Source organism: Mammaliicoccus lentus (assembly GCF_002902755.1).
GTDB lineage: Bacteria > Bacillota > Bacilli > Staphylococcales > Staphylococcaceae > Mammaliicoccus > Mammaliicoccus lentus.
Genome location: NZ_PPRS01000009.1, coordinates 1 through 20,508 on the forward strand (window position 1 = coordinate 1; position 20,508 = coordinate 20,508).

18 protein-coding genes, 8 tRNA genes, 1 rRNA gene and 1 pseudogene are annotated in these 20,508 nt (G+C 33.9%); all 28 read right to left on the minus strand.

The features are described 5' to 3' along the window. Positions 1-112: 112 nt before the first annotated feature. A tRNA-Ala gene (locus CD135_RS04665) sits at positions 113-188 on the minus strand. 17 nt (positions 189-205) lie between these two features. Continuing rightward, positions 206-279 (minus strand) — tRNA-Pro (locus CD135_RS04670). A 10-nt stretch (positions 280-289) separates the two neighbouring features. Next, positions 290-366: transfer RNA gene (locus CD135_RS04675), tRNA-Arg, on the minus strand. 6 nt (positions 367-372) lie between these two features. Next, positions 373-461: transfer RNA gene (locus tag CD135_RS04680), tRNA-Leu, on the minus strand. Between the two features lie 15 nt (positions 462-476). Beyond that, a tRNA-Gly gene (locus CD135_RS04685) sits at positions 477-551 on the minus strand. A gap of 28 nt (positions 552-579) precedes the next feature. After that, positions 580-655, minus strand: a tRNA-Lys gene (locus tag CD135_RS04690). A gap of 7 nt (positions 656-662) precedes the next feature. Continuing rightward, positions 663-738, minus strand: a tRNA-Thr gene (locus CD135_RS04695). Positions 739-742: 4 nt separating this feature from the next. Next, a tRNA-Val gene (locus CD135_RS04700) sits at positions 743-818 on the minus strand. Between the two features lie 13 nt (positions 819-831). Continuing rightward, positions 832-946, minus strand: a 5S ribosomal RNA gene (gene rrf / locus CD135_RS04705). Positions 947-1,233: 287 nt separating this feature from the next. Beyond that, the gene (lysS, locus tag CD135_RS04710; protein WP_064205418.1) at positions 1,234-2,721 is read right to left on the minus strand and encodes a lysine--tRNA ligase; all 1,488 of its coding nucleotides are present in this window, start codon (positions 2,719-2,721) and stop codon (positions 1,234-1,236) included. A 17-nt stretch (positions 2,722-2,738) separates the two neighbouring features. After that, positions 2,739-2,882 carry a hypothetical protein gene (locus CD135_RS04715; RefSeq protein ID WP_016999882.1) on the minus strand — a complete coding sequence of 48 codons (144 nt, stop codon included), beginning with the start codon at positions 2,880-2,882 and terminating at the stop codon, positions 2,739-2,741. 19 nt (positions 2,883-2,901) lie between these two features. Then, positions 2,902-3,390, minus strand: coding sequence for a 2-amino-4-hydroxy-6-hydroxymethyldihydropteridine diphosphokinase (folK, locus tag CD135_RS04720; protein ID WP_016999883.1), 489 nt, complete (start codon positions 3,388-3,390; stop codon positions 2,902-2,904). Next, positions 3,391-3,750, minus strand: coding sequence for a dihydroneopterin aldolase (gene folB / locus CD135_RS04725; RefSeq protein WP_016999885.1), 360 nt, complete (start codon positions 3,748-3,750; stop codon positions 3,391-3,393). 3 nt (positions 3,751-3,753) lie between these two features. Further along, the gene (gene folP, locus CD135_RS04730) at positions 3,754-4,533 is read right to left on the minus strand and encodes a dihydropteroate synthase (protein WP_103268905.1); all 780 of its coding nucleotides are present in this window, start codon (positions 4,531-4,533) and stop codon (positions 3,754-3,756) included. Positions 4,534-4,674: 141 nt separating this feature from the next. Next, positions 4,675-5,604, minus strand: coding sequence for a cysteine synthase A (cysK, locus tag CD135_RS04735; RefSeq protein WP_016999889.1), 930 nt, complete (start codon positions 5,602-5,604; stop codon positions 4,675-4,677). 117 nt (positions 5,605-5,721) lie between these two features. Then, a complete protein-coding gene (gene hslO, locus CD135_RS04740) occupies positions 5,722-6,594 on the minus strand; it encodes an Hsp33 family molecular chaperone HslO (protein WP_016999891.1) in 873 nt (290 codons plus the stop codon). Positions 6,595-6,658: 64 nt separating this feature from the next. Continuing rightward, complete coding sequence (gene ftsH, locus CD135_RS04745) at positions 6,659-8,773, minus strand: ATP-dependent zinc metalloprotease FtsH (protein WP_103268906.1); 2,115 nt, start codon at positions 8,771-8,773, stop codon at positions 6,659-6,661. Positions 8,774-8,864: 91 nt separating this feature from the next. Continuing rightward, positions 8,865-9,401, minus strand: coding sequence for a hypoxanthine phosphoribosyltransferase (gene hpt, locus CD135_RS04750; protein WP_016999895.1), 537 nt, complete (start codon positions 9,399-9,401; stop codon positions 8,865-8,867). Next, positions 9,401-10,666 (minus strand): tRNA lysidine(34) synthetase TilS, encoded by a 1,266-nt coding sequence (gene tilS, locus CD135_RS04755; RefSeq protein ID WP_103268907.1) that lies wholly within the window; start codon positions 10,664-10,666, stop codon positions 9,401-9,403. The genes hpt and tilS overlap by 1 nt, the downstream gene beginning before the upstream one ends. A gap of 86 nt (positions 10,667-10,752) precedes the next feature. After that, positions 10,753-11,136 (minus strand): S1 domain-containing RNA-binding protein, encoded by a 384-nt coding sequence (locus CD135_RS04760; RefSeq protein WP_016999899.1) that lies wholly within the window; start codon positions 11,134-11,136, stop codon positions 10,753-10,755. Between the two features lie 83 nt (positions 11,137-11,219). Next, positions 11,220-11,603 (minus strand): FtsB family cell division protein, encoded by a 384-nt coding sequence (locus CD135_RS04765; RefSeq protein WP_103268908.1) that lies wholly within the window; start codon positions 11,601-11,603, stop codon positions 11,220-11,222. Positions 11,604-11,619: 16 nt separating this feature from the next. Beyond that, complete coding sequence (locus CD135_RS04770; protein ID WP_016999901.1) at positions 11,620-11,886, minus strand: RNA-binding S4 domain-containing protein; 267 nt, start codon at positions 11,884-11,886, stop codon at positions 11,620-11,622. Continuing rightward, positions 11,883-13,049, minus strand: a complete 1,167-nt coding sequence (locus CD135_RS04775; RefSeq protein WP_064211598.1) for a MazG nucleotide pyrophosphohydrolase domain-containing protein — start codon at positions 13,047-13,049, stop codon at positions 11,883-11,885. Before CD135_RS04775 ends, CD135_RS04770 begins: the two co-directional genes overlap by 4 nt. Positions 13,050-13,053: 4 nt before the next feature. Further along, positions 13,054-14,583: a polysaccharide biosynthesis protein gene (locus tag CD135_RS04780; RefSeq protein WP_245942551.1), complete on the minus strand. Its 1,530-nt coding sequence runs from the start codon at positions 14,581-14,583 to the stop codon at positions 13,054-13,056. Continuing rightward, a pseudogene (gene mfd / locus CD135_RS04785) lies at positions 14,552-18,062 on the minus strand (transcription-repair coupling factor). Before mfd ends, CD135_RS04780 begins: the two are co-directional and overlap by 32 nt. After that, on the minus strand, positions 18,059-18,631 hold the full coding sequence (gene pth, locus CD135_RS04790) for an aminoacyl-tRNA hydrolase (RefSeq protein WP_016999906.1): 573 nt from the start codon (positions 18,629-18,631) through the stop codon (positions 18,059-18,061). Before pth ends, mfd begins: the two are co-directional and overlap by 4 nt. A gap of 146 nt (positions 18,632-18,777) precedes the next feature. Continuing rightward, on the minus strand, positions 18,778-19,407 hold the full coding sequence (locus tag CD135_RS04795; protein WP_103268910.1) for a 50S ribosomal protein L25/general stress protein Ctc: 630 nt from the start codon (positions 19,405-19,407) through the stop codon (positions 18,778-18,780). A 132-nt stretch (positions 19,408-19,539) separates the two neighbouring features. Next, a complete protein-coding gene (locus tag CD135_RS04800; protein ID WP_026023668.1) occupies positions 19,540-20,502 on the minus strand; it encodes a ribose-phosphate diphosphokinase in 963 nt (320 codons plus the stop codon). Between the last annotated feature and the right edge of the window lie 6 nt (positions 20,503-20,508).

The following is a 20,508-nucleotide window of genomic DNA, read 5'->3' on the forward strand; positions in this document are numbered from 1 at the left end:
TGTTGATTGGTTAAGCCAATCACTCTTTGAAGTACTTTCAGTACTCAAATTATTGGAATTAACGTTGACATATTGTCATTCAGTTTTCAATGTTCATTATCTATTTTATAAATGGTGGAGACTAGCGGGATCGAACCGCTGACCTCCTGCGTGCAAAGCAGGCGCTCTCCCATCTGAGCTAAGCCCCCAAAATATTTAATAGAAGTCGGGAAGACAGGATTCGAACCTGCGACCCCTTGGTCCCAAACCAAGTGCTCTACCAAGCTGAGCTACTTCCCGTTATTAATAATGGCGCGCCCGAGAGGAGTCGAACCCCTAGCCTCTTGATCCGTAGTCAAACGCTCTATCCAATTGAGCTACGGGCGCTAAAAATGGTGCCGAGGACCGGAATCGAACCGGTACGATAATCACTTATCGCAGGATTTTAAGTCCTGTGCGTCTGCCAGTTCCGCCACCCCGGCAAGAAAAAATAAAAATGGAGCGGAAGACGGGATTCGAACCCGCGACCCCAACCTTGGCAAGGTTGTATTCTACCGCTGAACTACTTCCGCTAAATCATTATTTTTACAATATTATTAATGGTGAGCCATAGAGGATTCGAACCTCTGACCCTCTGATTAAAAGTCAGATGCTCTACCAACTGAGCTAATGGCTCTAAAACATGGTGCCGGCCAGAGGACTTGAACCCCCAACCTACTGATTACAAGTCAGTTGCTCTACCAGTTGAGCTAGGCCGGCTAAATGGTGGAGAATGACGGGTTCGAACCGCCGACCCTCTGCTTGTAAGGCAGATGCTCTCCCAGCTGAGCTAATTCTCCAATTAACAATACTGCCCGGCAGCGTCCTACTCTCGCGGAACGTAAGTCCAACTACCATCGGCGCTAAAGAGCTTAACTTCTGTGTTCGGCATGGGAACAGGTGTGACCTCTTTGCTATCGCCACCAGACAATGTTGTTTCGTTTTTGTCTTACTTTATATATTATATAGAGTTAGTTTATGTTTTTCAATAGTAAATTTTACACCTTGTTAACTTTCTTTACAAAGTTTTCGAATTCACGTCCGCTTGTTTTCAGCGACCTTTATATAATACCCAATTTATATTCTTTCGTCAATGCTTTTTATGAAAAAAGTTGTTTTTTTAATAAGAAAACGTTTTAACGCTTTATTTATGTCATTTAATACCAAAAATAAAGGCAATAACCTTATTATTAAAGGTTATTGCCGAACATAAAATTATTTTTGTCTCATATATGGGAATAATAGTACATCTCTTATTGATGCTGAATTTGTTAATAGCATAACTAAACGGTCAATACCAATACCTAATCCACCTGTCGGAGGCATACCATATTCTAATGCTTCGATGAAATCTTCATCCATTTCATGTGCTTCATCATTACCTTGATCTTTTTCTTTCACTTGTGCTTCAAATCTTTCACGTTGATCGATTGGATCATTTAATTCTGTAAATGCATTAGCGTGTTCTCTACCAACTATAAATAGTTCGAAGCGATCAGTAAATCGTGGATCTTCTGGATTTTTCTTAGCTAATGGTGATATTTCAATTGGGTGTCCATAAATAAACGTAGGTTGAATTAATTCTTCTTCTACTTTTTGTTCGAAGAATTCATTTAAGATATGACCATATGTCATACGATCTTCTACTTCTATATTATGTTGTTTTGCTAATTCATGTGCCTCTTCATCAGTTTTAACTTCATAGAAGTCTACTCCTGTATATTCTTTGACAGCATCTACCATGTGCCATCTCTTCCATTTTGAAGCTAGATCGATTGTTTCTTCTCCATATTGAATTGTAGCAGAACCAAGTACTTTTTCAGCTATTGAAGCCACCATTGCTTCAGTTAAATCCATAATATCATTATAGTCTGCATAAGCTTCATATAACTCTATCATAGTGAACTCAGGGTTATGTCTCGTTGACACACCTTCATTACGGAATACTCTTCCGATTTCATATACTTTTTCTAAACCACCAACAATAAGTCGTTTTAAGTGCAATTCAATTGCTATTCTCATGTATAAAGTAGCATCTAAAGCATTATGATGTGTAACGAACGGACGTGCTGAAGCACCTCCTGCTATTTGATGCATCATTGGTGTTTCAACTTCTAAGAAACCTTTTTGGTTCAAGTAATTTCTCATCTCTTGAATAATTTGGCTACGTGTAATGAATGTTTTTGTTGATTCTTCACTTGTAATTAAGTCTAAATAACGTTGACGATAGCGTTGTTCAATGTCTTGTAAACCATGATATTTATCTGGTAAAGGTCTTAAAGACTTAGTTAATACTACGAATTCTTTCGCTTTAACAGATAATTCACCAGTATTCGTCTTGAACATAACACCTTTAATTCCAACTATGTCTCCTAAATCAGCATGTTTCCAAATTTCAAATTGTTCTTCACCGACTTGGTCTTTACGAACATAAATTTGAATTTGTCCTGTTATATCTTTAACATGAGCAAATCCTGCTTTACCTTTACCTCTTTTAGTCATCAAACGTCCAGCTATAGCAACTGAAGACTCTTCTTCTTTTTCTTGAAGTTCTTCTTTTGTAAATTCGTCCCATTCTTTATGTAAAGTAACAGAATCTCCGCTTCTTACAAATTTCTGCCCGAATGGATCAATACCTAAATCTCTTAATTCTTGTAGTTTTTCTCTTCGAACCAACATTTGGTCATTCATTTCTTCTGACATGATCTTCCACTCCTTAATTAAATTGCACTTATTTCTTGTTGTTGCTCTTCAACAAATTGTTCAAGAATACTTACTAACTCATCTCTTGTATTTGTTTGATTTATAACTTTTCTAACTCTACCTCTTACATCTTTTAAGTACCATGAAGCATGTTTTTTCATTTCCTATTTCCCACATGGTCTAACCTCTTTCTTTATTATACTTTACTACTTGTTCGTCGTTTGGCAATAGCTCCCAAATATATTTTTTGGATATTGGTTCAACAACATTTGAGGCGATATCATTAAGTGGTACCATCACAAATGCTCTTTCTGTCATTCTTGGGTGTGGCACTTCTAAGTCTGGTGATTGAATAACGGATTGATCATATAATAATATATCAATATCAATGGTACGTGGTCCCCATCGTTCATTTCTAACACGATGTAATTGTTGCTCAACCATCATACATACTTTCAACAAGTCTAATGCTTCTAATTCAGTTGAGATTTCGATACACATATTCAAAAAATCAGGTTGTTCTGTGTATCCTACCGGTTTTGTTTCATATATTGGAGATACTTGCGTTACTTTGATACCTTCTTCTGAATTTAAAAATGTAACAGCTTGTTCTAATTGAAGTTCCCTCTCTCCTATATTACTTCCTAAACCTAAATATGCGGTATGCATTTATCTCTTCCTCACGATCTCAATACCAACACCATTATAATGTCCCGGAATTGGCGGATTATTTTTCGTAATCTTTACTTTAGTTTCCAATACTCGATTATAGTGCGAAAATAATTGTTTTGCAATACGTTCTGCGAGATGTTCAATTAATTGTACTGGTTCGCCTTCCATTATTTCTTTAACAATCTCGAATACTTCACCGTAGTTTACAGTCTTTTCTAAATCATCTGTTTCTCCAGCTTCAGATAAATCTAATTTCAATTCTAAATCTACTAAAAATATCTGCCCTAATTCGTTTTCAGCTTTAAATGCTCCATGATATCCATAAAAAGACATGCCATCTAGTATAATTTTATCCATATTTTATATCCCTTTCAAAGCATCAATAGTTTGCGCAACTCTTTTATTCATTTTTACGTTGTGTACGCGTACAGCGTGAATACCTTTTTCAATTCCAAAAGCTGTCGTTGCTGCAGTTGCTTCATCACGCTCTTTCGCATCTATATTTCCACCTAGTAAATCATTGATGAGACGTTTTCTACTTGTAGCCAGCATCACTTTATAACCTGTTGCTACTAATTCATCTAACCTCGACATTACTATACGTTCTTCTTCTCTTGATTTAGCAAATCCAATACCAGGATCTAACCAAATATTTTTCTCGGGTATTCCTGCTATTTCTGCTTGATTTGCTTGTTTCAATAAAGACAATAGCAATTCATCCATCACTGGCATTTCTCGGTTGCCGTCCCCATTATGCATTAAAATAATTTCAGCATTATATTTCGCAACAACATTAAATATTTCAGGGTCATATAACCCAGCCCATTGATCGTTAATCATCGTTACACCACGTTTTAACGATTCTTCTGCAACTTGGCTTCTAAACGTGTCTACCGATAATTGAACATCTAAATCATTTAACGCTTCTATTACAGGTATAACTCTATTCAATTCTTCTTCTAACGTTACTTTAGTATGTCCAGGACGTGTTGAAACACCGCCAATATCTATAATATCTGCACCTTCACTTATTAATTGTTCAGCATGTGCTCTAGCATTTTCAACACTATTATAAGAACCACCATCAGAAAAAGAATCTGGCGTCACATTTAAAATACCCATAACTTTCGTATTTTTCACAATCGAAAACCTACCTTTTACATAGATAAACTTATTATAACAAATTTAAAAAATCACGCCTAAATGAAATAACTTATTTAAGTTATTTATTCTAGACGTGATTCGTAATTAAAAGTTAATACATTATAAAATTATAAATGATTAGTCTTCAAAAGCATATAATGGTGTAGATAGGTAACGTTCACCGTTACTTGGTAATACTGTAACAACTGTTTTACCTTCACCTAATTCTTTTGCTTTTTTCAATGCAGCTTTTATAGCAGCACCAGATGAAATACCGCCAAGAATCCCTTCTTCTTTAGCAACTCTTCTAGACATTTCCATTGCTTCTTCATTTCCTACTTTAATAACATCATCATAAACTTTTGTATCTAAAGTGTCTGGGACAAATCCTGCACCTAAACCTTGTAGTTTATGTGGTCCTGGGTTTCCGCCACTTAATATAGCAGAATCTTCAGGCTCAATAGCTACGATTTGGATGTTAGGGTATTTTTCTTTAAGCACTTTACCTGCACCAGTTAATGTTCCGCCTGTACCGACACCAGCTAAGAAAGCATCTATTTCTTTACCTTCGAATTGTTCAACTAATTCTGGACCAGTTGTTAATTCATGAACTTTAGGGTTTGCTGGGTTTTCGAATTGTTGTGGTTCAAAATAGCCTTTTTCTTCTTTGAGTTCTTTTGCTTTTTTGATTGCACCTTTCATTCCTTCAGCTCCAGGTGTCAATACTAATTCGGCACCATAAGCTTTTAATAGCGCACGACGTTCACTACTCATTGTGTCCGGCATAACAAATACTGCTTTGTAACCTTTTGCAGCTGCTACCATTGCTAGACCGATACCAGTATTACCAGATGTAGGCTCTATAATAGTATCGCCCGGTTTAATTTTGCCTTCTTTTTCAGCAGCTTCTAACATCGCTAAAGCGATTCTATCTTTAACTGAACTACCCGGGTTTTGATATTCTAATTTTACATAAACATCTGCCGAACCATCTTCCACTACTCTATTTAATTTAACAACAGGTGTATCTCCAATTAATTCAACAATATTATTTACTCTCTTAGCCATTTATAATTCACTCCTAGTCAGTATTTTCAATTTCATATCTTAGTTTCTTTATCGGATATACTTATTATAACAAAATACGTCTTAAAGTGAAAGTATTTACTAAATTACTTTTTACATTTATTTTTTAAGTGACATTAAATCTTCTTCTGTAAAATTATATTTCGTTCTACAGAAATGGCATTCTACTTCAGCTCCATGATCTTCTTCTATCATTGAGTCGATTTCTGCCTCTCCTAAACCTTTAATTGCATTTAAGAATTTTTCTCTTGAACAATTACATTTGAACTCTACTTCCATGTTATCAATTATTCTTGTGTTTTCTTTTCCTAACACCGTTTCAATTAATTCTTCTGGTGAAAGGCCTCTATCTATCAATTTAGAGACAGGTTCCATTTGATTAATTTTTTCTTCAATCGCTTCAATCGTTTCTTCAGAAGCACCTGGCATAAGCTGAATAACAAACCCGCCTGCTGCTTTAATAGAATTATCTGGGTTTACCAGTACACCTAGTCCAACAGCTGATGGAACTTGTTCACTCGTAACAAAATAATAAGTAAAGTCTTCGCCAAGTTCTCCCGAAACAATCGGTGTAGAACCTGTGAAATAGTCTTTTAGCCCAATATCTTTTACGACGCTTAACATACCATCTGTACCTACTGCACGTCTTACGTCCAATTTACCTTGATCATTTAACGGGAAATGAGTTTGAGGATTTTGAACATAACCTCTAACTTCACCTTTAGCATTAGCATCTACCATAATTTTACCTATAGGTCCGCCCCCGTCGATAGTAATCGTTAATTTCTCTTCATTTTTTAACATTGAACCCATTATCACACCTGCTGTCATCGATCTTCCCAATGCAGCAGAAGCAGTTGGCCATGTGTAATGTCTCGTTTGAGCTTCTTGAATTGTATTTGTAGTCTGTACAGCAAAAGCACGTACTTCATCATTAAATGCCAATGCTCTTACTAAATAATCTTTTGTCATAAATATACTCCTTCTTTAAAAAAAGCCCCTCTCAATCAAACTGTTGAAAGGGACTTGTATAAATTTATTCTTTACGATCTGTAGGTTTATTGTCACCTAAATCATCGATATTTGGTTCTTCTTTATGTGCTGGCTCATCATTAGATTTTTCTTCATCAGATTCTTGTTCATCTTTCGAATTATGAGATTCTTCTTTTTTAACCTCTTCGTAAGATTTACCAATTTTGTCATCTTCGACATCTAATGTGCCTTCTTGTTGTGTTAAGTCACCTTCATATTTATCTTCGTCAGGTTCATTGTCTTCTTCTAAGTGAGAATCATCGTATTTAACTTCTGGTAATTTTCCTTCGTTAAATAATGAGTGGATTTGTTCAGCGACTAACGTTTCTTCAACAAGTAATGTTTTAGCAATTAACTCTAATTGAGATTTATGCTCTGTAAGAATTTGTTTACAACGTTCATATTGTTCTTTAATAATACGTTGTACTTCTGAATCAATTTCATAAGCAATTTGATCTGAATAATTTGGTTCAGACTGCATATCTTTACCTAAGAATACTTGTCCACTGTCTGAGCTACCGAATTGTAACGGACCTAATTTCTTACTCATACCGTATTCTGTAACCATCTTACGTGCAATACTAGTAGCACGTTGGAAGTCGTTATGTGCACCAGTTGATGCCTCACCAAAGTTAATCTCTTCAGAAACACGACCACCTAATAGTCCAACTATTTTATCTAATAGTTCTGGTTCAGTCATGAAGTAACGATCTTCTTTAGGTAACATCATTGCATATCCACCAGCTTGTCCACGAGGAACGATTGTTACTTTATGAACCATTTCAGCTTCATCTAATACACAACCGATAATTGTATGTCCCGCTTCATGGAAAGCCACAATATTTTTTTCTTTTTCGGAAATAACACGTGACTTCTTGGCTGGTCCAGCGATAACTCTGTCTGTAGCTTCTTCTATATCTCGCATATCAATTTTAGTTTTATTTGTACGAGCAGCAACTAATGATGCTTCATTTAATAAGTTTTCTAAATCTGCACCTGAGAATCCTGGTGTTCTTTGTGAAATTGCTTTTAGGTCTACTGTTTCATCTAAAGGTTTATTACGAGCATGTACTTTAAGTACTGCTTCACGACCTCTAACATCTGGACGACCAACTTGAATTTGTCTATCAAAACGTCCAGGACGTAATAATGCTGGGTCAAGAATATCAGGACGGTTAGTAGCTGCAATCATAATGATACCTTCGTTTTCACCGAAGCCATCCATTTCAACTAATAATTGGTTCAGTGTTTGTTCACGTTCATCGTGTCCACCGCCAACACCTGCGCCACGTTGACGACCTACAGCGTCAATTTCATCAATAAAGATGATACATGGAGCATTTTTCTTAGCATTTTCGAATAAGTCACGAACACGGCTTGCACCGACACCAACGAACATCTCAACGAAGTCAGAACCACTTATTGAGAAGAACGGTGTTCCAGCTTCACCTGCAACAGCTCTTGCAAGTAAAGTTTTACCTGTTCCTGGAGGACCAACTAGTAAAACACCTTTAGGTATTCGTGCGCCCATTTTCTTGAATTTACGATTATCTTTAAGGAAATCTACAATTTCCACTAATTCTTGTTTCTCTTCGTCAGCACCTGCTACATCAGAGAATCTAACGCGTTTTTTCTGGTCGTCATAAAGTTTGGCTTTTGATTTACCAAAGTTCATAACGCGGCCGCCACCGCCACCGCCGCCGCCTTGCATTTGGCTTAAGAAGAATATAAATAAAAATGCAATAATTAAAACAGGGATGAGTGTCGTTAACACACTTACGAACACACTTTGTTTTTCTTCTTCTTTGACATTGAATTTCAAGTCACTTTGCTTATCGGCTGTTTCTGTAATTTTTTTCAGATCATCTTGGTTGTTAAATAGGATTGAAGATGTATATTTTTCATCTTTACCTTTTTTTAGTTCACCGCTAACCATATAAACATTTTGTTCTGGTTGAATAGTTAACGTTTTTAAATCGCCTTTTTCTAACTTCGTCATAAACTCATTATATGTAAGTTGTTTTGGTGATTGTCCGTTGCCATTAATGAACTGGAACACACCAAATAGGACGATAGCTAAAAGCGCAATCATTAATATATTTCGAAAAGCTTTTTGCATTCAATTTGTCCTCCTACTCAATTAATAAAACTAACAAAAATTTTACCACATTTATAATTTCACACGCTAGTAATTAACCTTACTTAACTAATCATTCATAGATTTCAGGTTTTAACGTTCCAATATACGGTAAATTACGATATTTCTCAGCAAAATCTAATCCATAACCCACTACGAATTCATCTGGAATTTTTTCGCCGACGTATTTAGCTTCAATATCCACTTTACGCTTCATTGGCTTGTCTAATAGTGTCACAATTTCAATAGAATTAACATTTCTGTATTTCAATAAATCAACTATTGAATTTAAAGTTGTACCCGTTTCTAAAATATCTTCAATGATAATCACATCTCTATTTTCAACTGATGTACTTAAGTCTTTTAAAATTTTAACTTCTCCAGTTGATTCTGTTCCACCATGATAGCTTGACACATCCATGAAATCTATTTCTAAATGCGTATCAATATTTTTGATTAAATCTGTCATGAACATAATGGACCCTTTAAGGATTCCTATACAAATAGGTGTTTTTCCATTATAATCTTCTGTGATTTGCTTTCCTAGTGTTTTGCATCTTTCTTGAATTTCATCTGCAGATAAAACAACAGACTTAATCGAATCTTTCATTAAAAGTCATCTCCAATATAAGTGATAGTTAATACATTTTTAAAGTTAGAATCAATCCAAATATCCCCTATTGCTACAATATCATCCTCGTTAACAATAATCGGACAGTAATCACGTTTATGTATATCCATCTTGTTGTCTATCATGATTCTATTTACTTTTTTGTGTTGTTTATTTCCCCGGTTATAATACTGAATACGATCTCCTGGCTCTCTTATTCTTACAAATAAAGGAGACGATAATCGTTTAGCTTCAATCACCCAATTCCCAAATATAAATTGCTCATCATTATCAATATATATAGAATTTACATTGAACTCAATATCTTTACATAGTAATAATTTATCATATGCTACAATAAACTGCCAATCATCAGATACTGGAATAACGGATTGTTTTTTTTGATTATGAAATATGTCGAGCCATTCTTGATAAGCCTTCATACTAAATTGACGTTGAACATACTTTCCTAACAAATTATCGAGAATCTGAATTTTTATAAGTGGGTTTAAATCATTAAATTTATGACGGTCTATTACTATTTTAGACCCTTGAACAACCTCATTGTTTATAAACATTTGTGCTTGTTGATTTACTAAATCCCGAGCATCATCCATCCATTGGTTCAATGTAACTAAATGAGAAGTTGATAATTCATCTCGTTCATCAACTATAGGTAAAATATTATTGCGAATATAATTCCTTGTATATTTAGTGTCTTGGTTGGATTGATCTTCAAAATAAGTAAATTGAGTTTCATGTTGATATTGTCTTAATTCTGATTTGGATATATTTAAAAAAGGACGTATGATTTTATAACCATTTCTAGTTTGGTTTTTAGAAATACCAAGTGAAGATCGACCGATTCTACCTGAAAACAGTCGGTATGCTATGGTTTCTTTTTGGTCGTCTAGATGATGTGCTGTTAATAAAATCGTACTATTGGTTTCTTTCATTATTTGATCAAACCATTCATATCTCATGTTTCTAGATACATCTTGAATACTTTTATTTTGTTGCACTACATCAGACAAGTCTAATGTTTTAATATATATTTCAATATTATGTTCTTCACAAAATTCTTCAATAAATTTCGCTTCATCTTGCGACTCTTTTCTTAAGCCATGATTTACATGTAAGCAAATCAATTTTTGATAAGTGTGTTTGTACGTCGTATTTAGTAAATGTAATAACGACATACTATCTATCCCAGTTGAAACAGCCAATGCTAAATTATCATCATGTTCCCAAGTTATCTCGAGCATTGTTACACACCTCAATCTATAAATTCAATTGATTATCTCAAAATAAAAAGAGGCTCAAGTTATTAGCCTCTTTTAATTATAATCAATTATCGTCTTGCACCTTTACCGCCACGACGTGATTCAGTTTGTCTCTTAATAGACGTTAACTTATCCTCACTATCTTTTAAAAAGTTTGATAATTTTTTCTCAAAGTCTTCAGGCTTTGCTTCTTTCTTTGGCGCTTGACGTTTCGGACGTTCTTTAGCTTTTTTAATAGATAAGCTAATTTTGCCGTCATCCGCTACTGTTAATACTTTAACTTCTACTTCATCGCCTACAGATAAATGGTCATTAACATTTTCTACGTAGTTATCAGCGACTTCACTGATGTGCACAAGGCCACTTTTCCCTTCAGGTAATTCAACAAACGCACCAAAATTTTTAATACCTGTAACTTTCCCTTTGACTTTATTGCCTACTTCAATTGACATATTATTACTGTATCCTCCTGATATAATTTCACTTTAACCTTATTATATGCTTCTATACAAAATTATACAACGTCATATATAGATTATTTGTCTTTTTCTGAATTTTTTTTGTCTTCTGGTAATTTAAATATAATTTCACCGTCATTACTAAGGAAATATTCGCTTCTTGCTAATTTTTCAATATATTCTTTATTATTTAAACGTTTTATTTGTTCTTTCAACTCTATTTCTTGATCCTGTAATTTTTCATAAGTTACAGCTTTTTCTTTACGTTCTTGCACTAACTCTTCATTACGATTTTTTTGCAAAAACAACATAATAATCATGATGATAATGATAAGTAGCAAAATTCCACCAAACAAGGTTAATCTTTTTCGTACCACTTGGCGCGTTTTATTGACAGTTTTCTTTTTTTTGTTTTGTGACTGTGTAAATTCATTATCTAAATTTTTAATTTTTTGCGCCATAAGAATACCTCCTTATTTATATAGAATCTTGTATTTTCTCTTCTTTGACAACTTCAAACATTGTTTTTGCATTCTCTTTATTAGCATGCTCAGAAAGCCCTGTTACTTTCACTACAATAATACGATTACCTAATTTAAGTTCTAATTCATCATCTACATTAACATTTGTGCCAGCTTTAGCAGTTTGTCCATTTATTTTAACTCTGCCTTGGTCACTTACTTCTTTAGCTAATGTTCGACGTTTAATCAAACGCGATACTTTTAAGTATTTATCTAATCTCAAAGTTTCAAATCCCCTCTATTAATTAATGCTTTAAGTTCTTTTTCATTTAAACTGTCTAATTTGGTTTTATCATACAACTTCAAAAAGTAATCAGCAAATATTTTTTCCAATTTTTCACGTTTTACTTTTCCTTCTTTTTGTTTTTCTTTTTGCCAAATTTCATGTAGATCATCTAAGCTATCTGCTTTTTCTTCTCCAAACACATGAGGATGTCTTCTGACCATTTTACTCGTTAAAACACCAACTACTTCTCTAATATCAAAGTATCCTTCTTTCTTCCCAATAGCAGAATGCAGCATGACTTGTAATAAAACATCGCCTAATTCCTCTATCATATGGTCTATATCATCTTCATCGATTGCTTCAATTAATTCAAATGCTTCTTCAATTATATAACGTTTTAACGTTTCATGAGTCTGCACTTTATCCCATGGACATCCATCTTCAGATACAAGTGTGTCTATTGTTTTTTCCAAATACTGAAAATCATTATACATTTCATTATCGTCAGTTATCTTAGGTACAAACAAACTTGTTAAATTAGATAGTGATGCGTGGTGGTCCATTTCATATAATGGACACGTAATAACATCAGCTTCTCCCAATCTTGCATTTGTAACTAAACTAACTATATGTTCGTCTGGATAACGCTCCATTAAAGTGACTTTAACATCAGATGCTACCATTTGATCATAAACTTGTGTAATAATCGTGTTTGTTCTTATATTTAACATCTTTTCTTCTAGGTTTGTACCATCTAATAATGTTAAACCATCGTTTGGATCTATTTTAATCGCTCTAAACATATCATCAAGAAAACTTTTACCACCTAAAATTTTTACTTGAGCATCTGTTTCTAATAGAAATTGAGTCGTCGTTTCTGCCACCATCGGGTCTCCAGGAACTGCATAAATAACCTCTTCATTTCGAGACTTATCGATTAACGTATCTACAATTTCATTATATACATCTATAAAATGATCATGCTTTTCATAAATATAATCGAAGCTTTCCCAATTCACTTCTTTTAATTCATTCACGACAGGGTGTTCTATTGTTCTTGCATATACTTTATCAGCTGATTGTAAAGTTCTATATATGCCCAATGGCAGTTCTTCAAGACTATAGTTTCCTAAACCAACGACTGTAATTTGTTGAGACATTGTTTTACTTCTCCTTCATCAATTTATCCATTAAAGGTAAATGTTGACACTCTTCTCTTTTTAATATTTTCAATTTAATTATACCTAATAACACAATAATAACTCCAACAATACCCGCTAAAACGAGGACTAACAAACTTGATAGTCTTGATTGAGTAGGAATACTTAGCACTATTTGTACTAATCCAGACATTATAGTTAGCGTGAAGATTACTTTAGCAATAAATAATCCCATGTTTTGAAATCGATATAATTTCATGACGATGATATGCAATGTTAATGCATAAATACCCAAAGATATTACAGTAGCCAAACTGGCCCCAAATATTCCAAATTGCATCACAAATACATAGTTTCCTATACTTTTAAATAGTAATCCTATTATAAGTGCAATGAGTAATACTGACCGTCTAGCTTTAACTTGTAATAACGCTGTATACATAATAATAAATGTGACAAATACAACTGAAAGCATAAATACACTTAATGTGCCTACTAATTCGTTCGTCTTAAAGAATACCGTATTTAGTAAAGGCAAGAGATTTATTAAACCTATTGCTGCAGCCATACTGAAAAGTACTGTTATTTTGAGTGACGTGTTAGCATATTCATTAACTAAATGATGATTTTTCTTCTGTAACTCTTCCGTAAGGAGTGGAATGAGTACAAAACTAAATGTAGTCGTAATAATCAGCCCCATTTGAATAAGCGAAGCCCCTCTATCAAATATACCTTTCACTTTTATGCTTTCCTGAAATGTATAGCCAGTATCTTGTAGTAAATGGATTAATGTAAATGAATCCACTAATTGCCACAATATAAGAATCAAATAAGATATGGCATATAATACAGTCATAATAATGACATCTTTTAAATCATTAAAATTTATTTCCCAGGAAAAATGAAATTTTGGCTTTCTTTTCAAATAAAAATATAAAACAATGCTAAAAAGCCCAATAACTGAACCACTTATTGCAATTGTTCCAGCTTGGTAAATTGAAACATCCATGTACATAAATACAGAAATAGCAATAAATATTACAATCACTCTTAATACTTGATCAATTACTTGTGATATCGCAATAGTATTCATTTGGTGTTTCATTTGATAATATCCTCGTACCATCGAAATAAACACGAGTGGTATTAAGGCAATACTAGCCATGCGAATCATAGGTGTTAGTTGTACGTCACCCATCCAACTACTTATAGTAGGTGCAAAAATTAACACCCCTATACTGGTGGTTAGACAAATACTTTGTAACCACCAAAATAATGCTGAAATAGTAGTTTGAGGTCGTTTAATCATCCAACTGCTCATTACGCTAGGTAAAGCATTTAAACTTACTACACTCACAATCGCGACTAATGGGTAAACTTGTTGATAAGCATATAAACCTTCATCGCCTAATATATTTTGATAAGGTACTCTATAAATTGCACTTAATGACTTAACGATTACCATAGTAATAGTTAAGAGTAATACACTATTAAAAATCGGTTTAGATTGCGTCATCATCCACCAAACTCTCATTAATAACTTCTGTTAAGAACTTCAAATCATCAAGCCACTGTTTTGTTTTTTGTAACTTAAACACCATTTGATTATCCGCAACAGCTATTCTAAGCTTTCTACCTAGTGGTTCTGTAACTTTAAATAATACGTCACCTTTCAAGTGGTTTGTTGTATATTCTGAGGTTGTTAATTGAATTGTATTTCCTGTTTCTTTAATCTCGGTAATTCCAAATAAAATACCATTTAATCTAATTCTTACAACATCTAGTAATCGTTCTACTTCTACAGGGTATTCACCAAAGCGATCGATTAGTTCATCTTGCAAGTCTTCTAACTGGGAAACAGTAGTAATACTTCTCATCTTTTTATACATTTCAATTTTTGCTTGTTCATTTTTGATATATTCTGCAGGTATATAAGCGTCAACTTTAACATCAACTTCTAATTGTGGTCCTTCTGATTCAGGTTCTATACCACGTTTGACATTGACCGCTTCTTCTAACATTTGAGAATATAAGTCATAACCAACAGAATCTATAAATCCTGATTGCTGACTTCCTAACAGGTTACCTGCACCTCTTATATTCAAGTCTCTCATTGCAATTTTAAACCCGCTACCTAATTCTGTAAATTCTTTAATTGCTTGTAACCTTTGTTCAGCAACTTCTGTCAGTACTTTATTTTGTTCGTGTAAGAAGTAAGCATAACCTATTCTACTAGAACGTCCAACGCGCCCTCTTAATTGATAAAGTTGGCTTAACCCAAATCGATTCGCATCTTCAATAATCAAAGTGTTAGCGTTAGGAACATCTACGCCCGTCTCTATAATTGTCGTAGTTACTAAAATATCATATTCACCGTCAACAAAATTAAGCATAGTCTCTTCTAACTCACGTTCCGTCATTTGACCATGGGCTACACCTATTCTCGCATTAGGCATAAGCATCGATAACTGCTCACTCTTTTGGTAAATCGATTGAACCCTATTATATAAATAGAATGCCTGCCCACCTCGAGACAACTCTCTTTCTAATGCCTCTTTTACAAAATTCATATTCTGTTCTAATACATAAGTTTGTACTGGGAATCTATTCTCAGGTGGCGTTTCTATAACAGATAAATCTCTTACACCTAACAAGCTCATATGAAGGGTTCTTGGTATTGGTGTAGCTGTTAGTGTTAATACATCAACATTAGTTTTTAATGCCTTAATTCTTTCTTTATGTTTAACACCAAATCGTTGTTCCTCATCGACAATTAATAAACCTAAATCTTTATATTCTACATCTTTACTTAGTAATTTATGAGTACCAACTACGATGTCTACAAAACCTTTTTTAATACCTTCTTTTGTTTCTTTTACTTGTTTAGGCGTTCTAAAACGACTCATCATTTGAATTTCGACAGGATATTCTTGCATTCTCTCTCTAAAAGTTTCAAAGTGTTGTTGAGCCAAGATAGTTGTAGGTACTAAGACTGCTACTTGTTTACCTTCTAACACAGCTTTGAAAGCTGCTCTAATCGCAACTTCAGTTTTACCGTAACCAACATCTCCACAAAGTAAGCGGTCCATAGGTCTAAGTTTTTCCATATCACCTTTGATTTCTTCTAATGAAGTAATTTGATCTGGTGTTGGTTCATAAGGGAAGTCCATTTCAAATGTCATTTGTTCTTCAGAATCAGGTCCATATTGATAGCCTTCCACTTGCTCACGTTCTTGATAAAGTTTTAATAATTCATCAGCAATATCTTCAACATTTTTTTGAACTTTAGCCTTTGTTTTTTTTCCATTCTGTTCCGCCTAATTTATTAACTTTAGGCTCTTTATCATCTGAGCCAACAAACTTTTGAACATCGTTCATTTGATCAACAGGTACAAATAATTGGTCTGTTCCTTTGTACTGAATTTTAATATAGTCTTTGTGTATGCCTGAAACTTCTAATGTTTCAACACCTAAATATTTACCTACACCGTGATGTACATGAACAACGTAATCTCCGACATTTAACTCTTGATAAGACTTAATTTTCTCTGCATTCGACAGTTTTTGTCTTCTTTTAGATTGTTTACGTTCGCGTGCTTTGAAGAGTTCTTTTTCAGTCACAACAACTAATTTCATGTACGGCAATTCAAATCCTTCAGATAATGCGCCATCTGTAACAACTGCTTGACCACTATTATCGATATGTTCTATACGATCTATTACAGTTGGTATCTTCATGTCGCTGAGCATACTTTGAATTCTCGTTTTGCGTGTTTCTGATTCTGCCAATAAAACAACAGTGAATCCTTGTTTCATATAGCGATCAAATTCAGACTGCATAATATCATATTGTCCATAAAAACGTTGCACTGGTTTACATGAAAACTTGACCATTTCCTCTATCTCTACAGGCATGCTTGCTGTAAATAAAGTAAAATAAGAAATTTTATGTTTATTCAACAAATCAGTAAACGCTGATTCTACAATAAAGCGTTGTCCTATAAACGCTTGCCCAGATTCAATTAAAGATTGCGTGAATTCTTCAATTTCTACATCTAATGAGTTTTCAGTGTCTTTAATTCTATTATATTCATCTACTACAATAAGAGCGTCTTCTGCTAAATAATCTACAAATGTAGATACCTCATCATACATAAATGCAATAACTCGTCTTAAAATCTGATGATCTTTTAATTCATCATCTTGCATTAAAATATTTTGATAAGTGTCTTTCAAATCAGGACGAATTTCTTTCGGTAGTTTTTCACGCGTTTGCTCATATGATTCTTCCATACGTTCTGATAATCTATTGATTTGTTCTGAAGTGAAAATATAATCACTTGCACTTGTTATTTCAACTTCTTCTACATTTTGTAAAGAACGCTGCGTTTCAACATCAAAGACTCTCATACCATCTACTTCTGTATCAAACAACTCAATACGTACAGGGTCTCCAATAACAGGGTATATATCGATTAAGCCACCTCGAATTGAGAATTCACCAATCGCTGAAACTAGGGACTGTCTCTTGTATCCCATATCAACTAATTGCTTAGCCCATTCTTCTAACTCTATATCATCACCTATTTTTATAGATTTATAATGATCTTTCCAAATGGACGGAGGTGTGAGTTGTTTCTTCAAGCCATTTATTGGCACGATAAATAACCCTTTCTTACTTTGAGCAAGATGGGTTAGAGTTCTAACACGCTCACTCATTAAGTCTGGGCTTTGTGTTGAAAATGCTTCAATCATAATATCTTGTACAGGAAATTTAAATACTTCTTCAGGCGGTAATAATTGCAGTATGTCTGCTTCTAATTTATCCGCTTGGTATAAATTATTTGTCACAATGACTAATTGTTTATCGTGTTTCAAATATTGTTCTAGAATAAGCAATGCTTTACTAGATTGATTCAAACCGGTAACGAGTATGTTTTTTTCTCCAAAAATACGTTCTAAATCTTGAAATCGCTCATCTTTTTGTATAATTTCATGAATGACATGTCTCATTCTACTTCACCGTTAAACTGATTCATAACATTAGGAAATGTTTCACCTTTAATTATACTTTCACAAGCATCTGCTGCCCGTTCTATTACCTTTTTCATAGTTATCATTTCATCTTCAGAGAATTTTTGTAGAACATAACTCGGAACACTCATACCGTTAGTCGGACGATCTATACCAATTCGTACTCTATTAAATTTATCTGTTCCTAAATGTTGTATTAAAGACTTCATCCCGTTATGACCGCCAGCACTGCCTTTTTGGCGCAGTCTCAAATGACCTTGTGGCTGATCTAAATCGTCATATAGAACAAGTAAATCTTCAATATCAATATTATAATAATCCATTAGTGGCCTTACTGCTTCACCAGATAAATTCATGAATGTCATCGGTTCAATAAGCATAACCTTTTCACCATTTATTAATCCGATAGTATAGGCACCTTTAAATTTTTGTTTATCTAATTGTAATTGATGACGATCAATCAATTCATCAACTACTTCAAAACCTATATTATGACGAGTTCCGTCAAATTTCTTACCTATATTCCCAAGTCCAACAATACATTTCATGTTGTAACCTCCATATTAATACTAAGTATTTATTATAGCATTTTTACGTTAGTTTTCATCTAACTATACTTATATCATTATAAAATTAGACAAAAAAGAGTCTGAGACATTGATATGTCCCAGACTCCTTTTAAAAGATTAAAGAATTATTCTTCTTCTTTTTCAGCTTCTTGTGATACTGCATCAGCATCTTCAGCTGCAGTTTCTTCAGCATCTTCAGCTGGTTCTTCAGTTGGAGGTACTACAGTTACAACTGCTTCTTCTTTATCGTTTTCGATAGCATATTTATCAGTTGCATCTAAGTCTCCTACTAAGTAACTATCACCGATAGCTAATTCACTAATATCAACTTCGATATGTTCAGGAATAGCGTCTGGAGTAGTTGTTACTTGTAAGTCGAATAATGGTTGTTGAACTACGCCACCTTCAGAAGCACCAACTGCTTCACCTACTAATACTACAGGTACATCAACAGTTAATTCTTGTTTCATGTTAATTGCTAAGAAGTCAACATGAGTGATTTGGTTTTTAAGTGAATCATATTGGTAATCAGAAACCATAACTTTAATTGATTTAGAACCAACACCTAATTCAATAACTCCGTTACGTCCAACTTCACGGATAGTTTTGATGAATTCAACCTCATCAACTTTAACAGATGTATTTTTAGCACCATAACCATATACAACTGCTGGGATAATACCTGATGCTCTTAGTTTACGTAAACTAGAACGAGTTTGTTTACCTTGACGGATAACTGACTTTAATGAAGCCATTATCTTTTCCACCTTTCATTCATGCGCATTAAGCGCTCCTACACTTACCCATCAACATAAATCGTTGCTTGTAAGTGGTTATTTAGTTCATTTAAAAATGAACCGTTTGTTATTATACACGATTAATGACAATTAATCAAATAGCACACTAACTGATTCTTGTTCATATACTCGAACAATTGCTTGAGCTAATAATTCTGCTACTGATAATTCTTTAACATTTGAAGGTTTTCTATCTTCTGGCAATTGAATAGAGTTTGTAACAACTAATTCTTTAATTCTTGAATTTTCAATGCGTTCACGTGCTGGTCCAGATAAAACAGGGTGTGTACAACATGCATAAACTTCTTTTGCACCTTTTTTAACTAAAGCATCTGCTGCTAAAGTAATAGTGCCCGCAGTGTCAATGATGTCATCGATGATGATTGCTGTTTTACCATCTATGTCTCCAACAATGTTCATAACTTCTGCTACGTTAGGTTTCGGACGACGCTTATCAATAATAGCAATTGGCGTTTTTAAACGATCCGCCATTTTACGCGCTCTTGTAACACCACCATGATCAGGTGATACAACAACAGTATTGTCAGGGTCTAATCCTTTTTCTAAGAAATAATTAGATAAAATTGGAACACCCATTAAATGATCAATAGGTATATCAAAGAATCCTTGAATTTGAGGAGCGTGTAAGTCTAACGCGATCATTCTGCTCGCGCCAGCTTTTTCAATAATATTCGCTACTAATTTAGCAGTAATAGGCTCACGACTTCTCGCTTTACGGTCTTGTCTTGCATAACCATAATAAGGCATAACGATATTAATATTAGCAGCTGATGCTCGTTTACATGCATCTATCATAATTAACAATTCCATTAAATGTTCATTTACTGGATATGAAGTAGGTTGAATGATGAACACATCACAACCACGGATACTTTCTTCGATATTAATTTGCACTTCGCCATCAGCAAATCTTTTTACTGTAGACTTACCTAATGGAATACCTACTAAATTTGCAACTTCTTGGGCTAAAGGTTGGTTACCTTCTAGTGAAAATATTTTTAATGACGAATTCTTATATTCAGTATGCAACATTTTTGT

Excerpts from the sequence above, each read along its gene's own strand:
- lysS (WP_064205418.1), bottom strand. The coding sequence starts at position 2,721 with ATGTCAGAAGAAATGAATGACCAAATGTTGGTTCGAAGAGAAAAACTA.
- CD135_RS04715 (WP_016999882.1), bottom strand. The coding sequence starts at position 2,882 with ATGAAAAAACATGCTTCATGGTACTTAAAAGATGTAAGAGGTAGAGTT.
- folK (WP_016999883.1), bottom strand. The coding sequence starts at position 3,390 with ATGCATACCGCATATTTAGGTTTAGGAAGTAATATAGGAGAGAGGGAA.
- folB (WP_016999885.1), bottom strand. The coding sequence starts at position 3,750 with ATGGATAAAATTATACTAGATGGCATGTCTTTTTATGGATATCATGGA.
- cysK (WP_016999889.1), bottom strand. The coding sequence starts at position 5,604 with ATGGCTAAGAGAGTAAATAATATTGTTGAATTAATTGGAGATACACCT.
- hslO (WP_016999891.1), bottom strand. The coding sequence starts at position 6,594 with ATGACAAAAGATTATTTAGTAAGAGCATTGGCATTTAATGATGAAGTA.
- ftsH (WP_103268906.1), bottom strand. The coding sequence starts at position 8,773 with ATGCAAAAAGCTTTTCGAAATATATTAATGATTGCGCTTTTAGCTATC.
- hpt (WP_016999895.1), bottom strand. The coding sequence starts at position 9,401 with ATGAAAGATTCGATTAAGTCTGTTGTTTTATCTGCAGATGAAATTCAA.
- tilS (WP_103268907.1), bottom strand. The coding sequence starts at position 10,666 with ATGCTCGAGATAACTTGGGAACATGATGATAATTTAGCATTGGCTGTT.
- CD135_RS04760 (WP_016999899.1), bottom strand. The coding sequence starts at position 11,136 with ATGTCAATTGAAGTAGGCAATAAAGTCAAAGGGAAAGTTACAGGTATT.
- CD135_RS04765 (WP_103268908.1), bottom strand. The coding sequence starts at position 11,603 with ATGGCGCAAAAAATTAAAAATTTAGATAATGAATTTACACAGTCACAA.
- CD135_RS04775 (WP_064211598.1), bottom strand. The coding sequence starts at position 13,049 with ATGTCTCAACAAATTACAGTCGTTGGTTTAGGAAACTATAGTCTTGAA.
- CD135_RS04780 (WP_245942551.1), bottom strand. The coding sequence starts at position 14,583 with ATGAGAGTTTGGTGGATGATGACGCAATCTAAACCGATTTTTAATAGT.
- pth (WP_016999906.1), bottom strand. The coding sequence starts at position 18,631 with ATGAAATGTATTGTTGGACTTGGGAATATAGGTAAGAAATTTGACGGA.
- CD135_RS04795 (WP_103268910.1), bottom strand. The coding sequence starts at position 19,407 with ATGGCTTCATTAAAGTCAGTTATCCGTCAAGGTAAACAAACTCGTTCT.
- CD135_RS04800 (WP_026023668.1), bottom strand. The coding sequence starts at position 20,502 with ATGTTGCATACTGAATATAAGAATTCGTCATTAAAAATATTTTCACTA.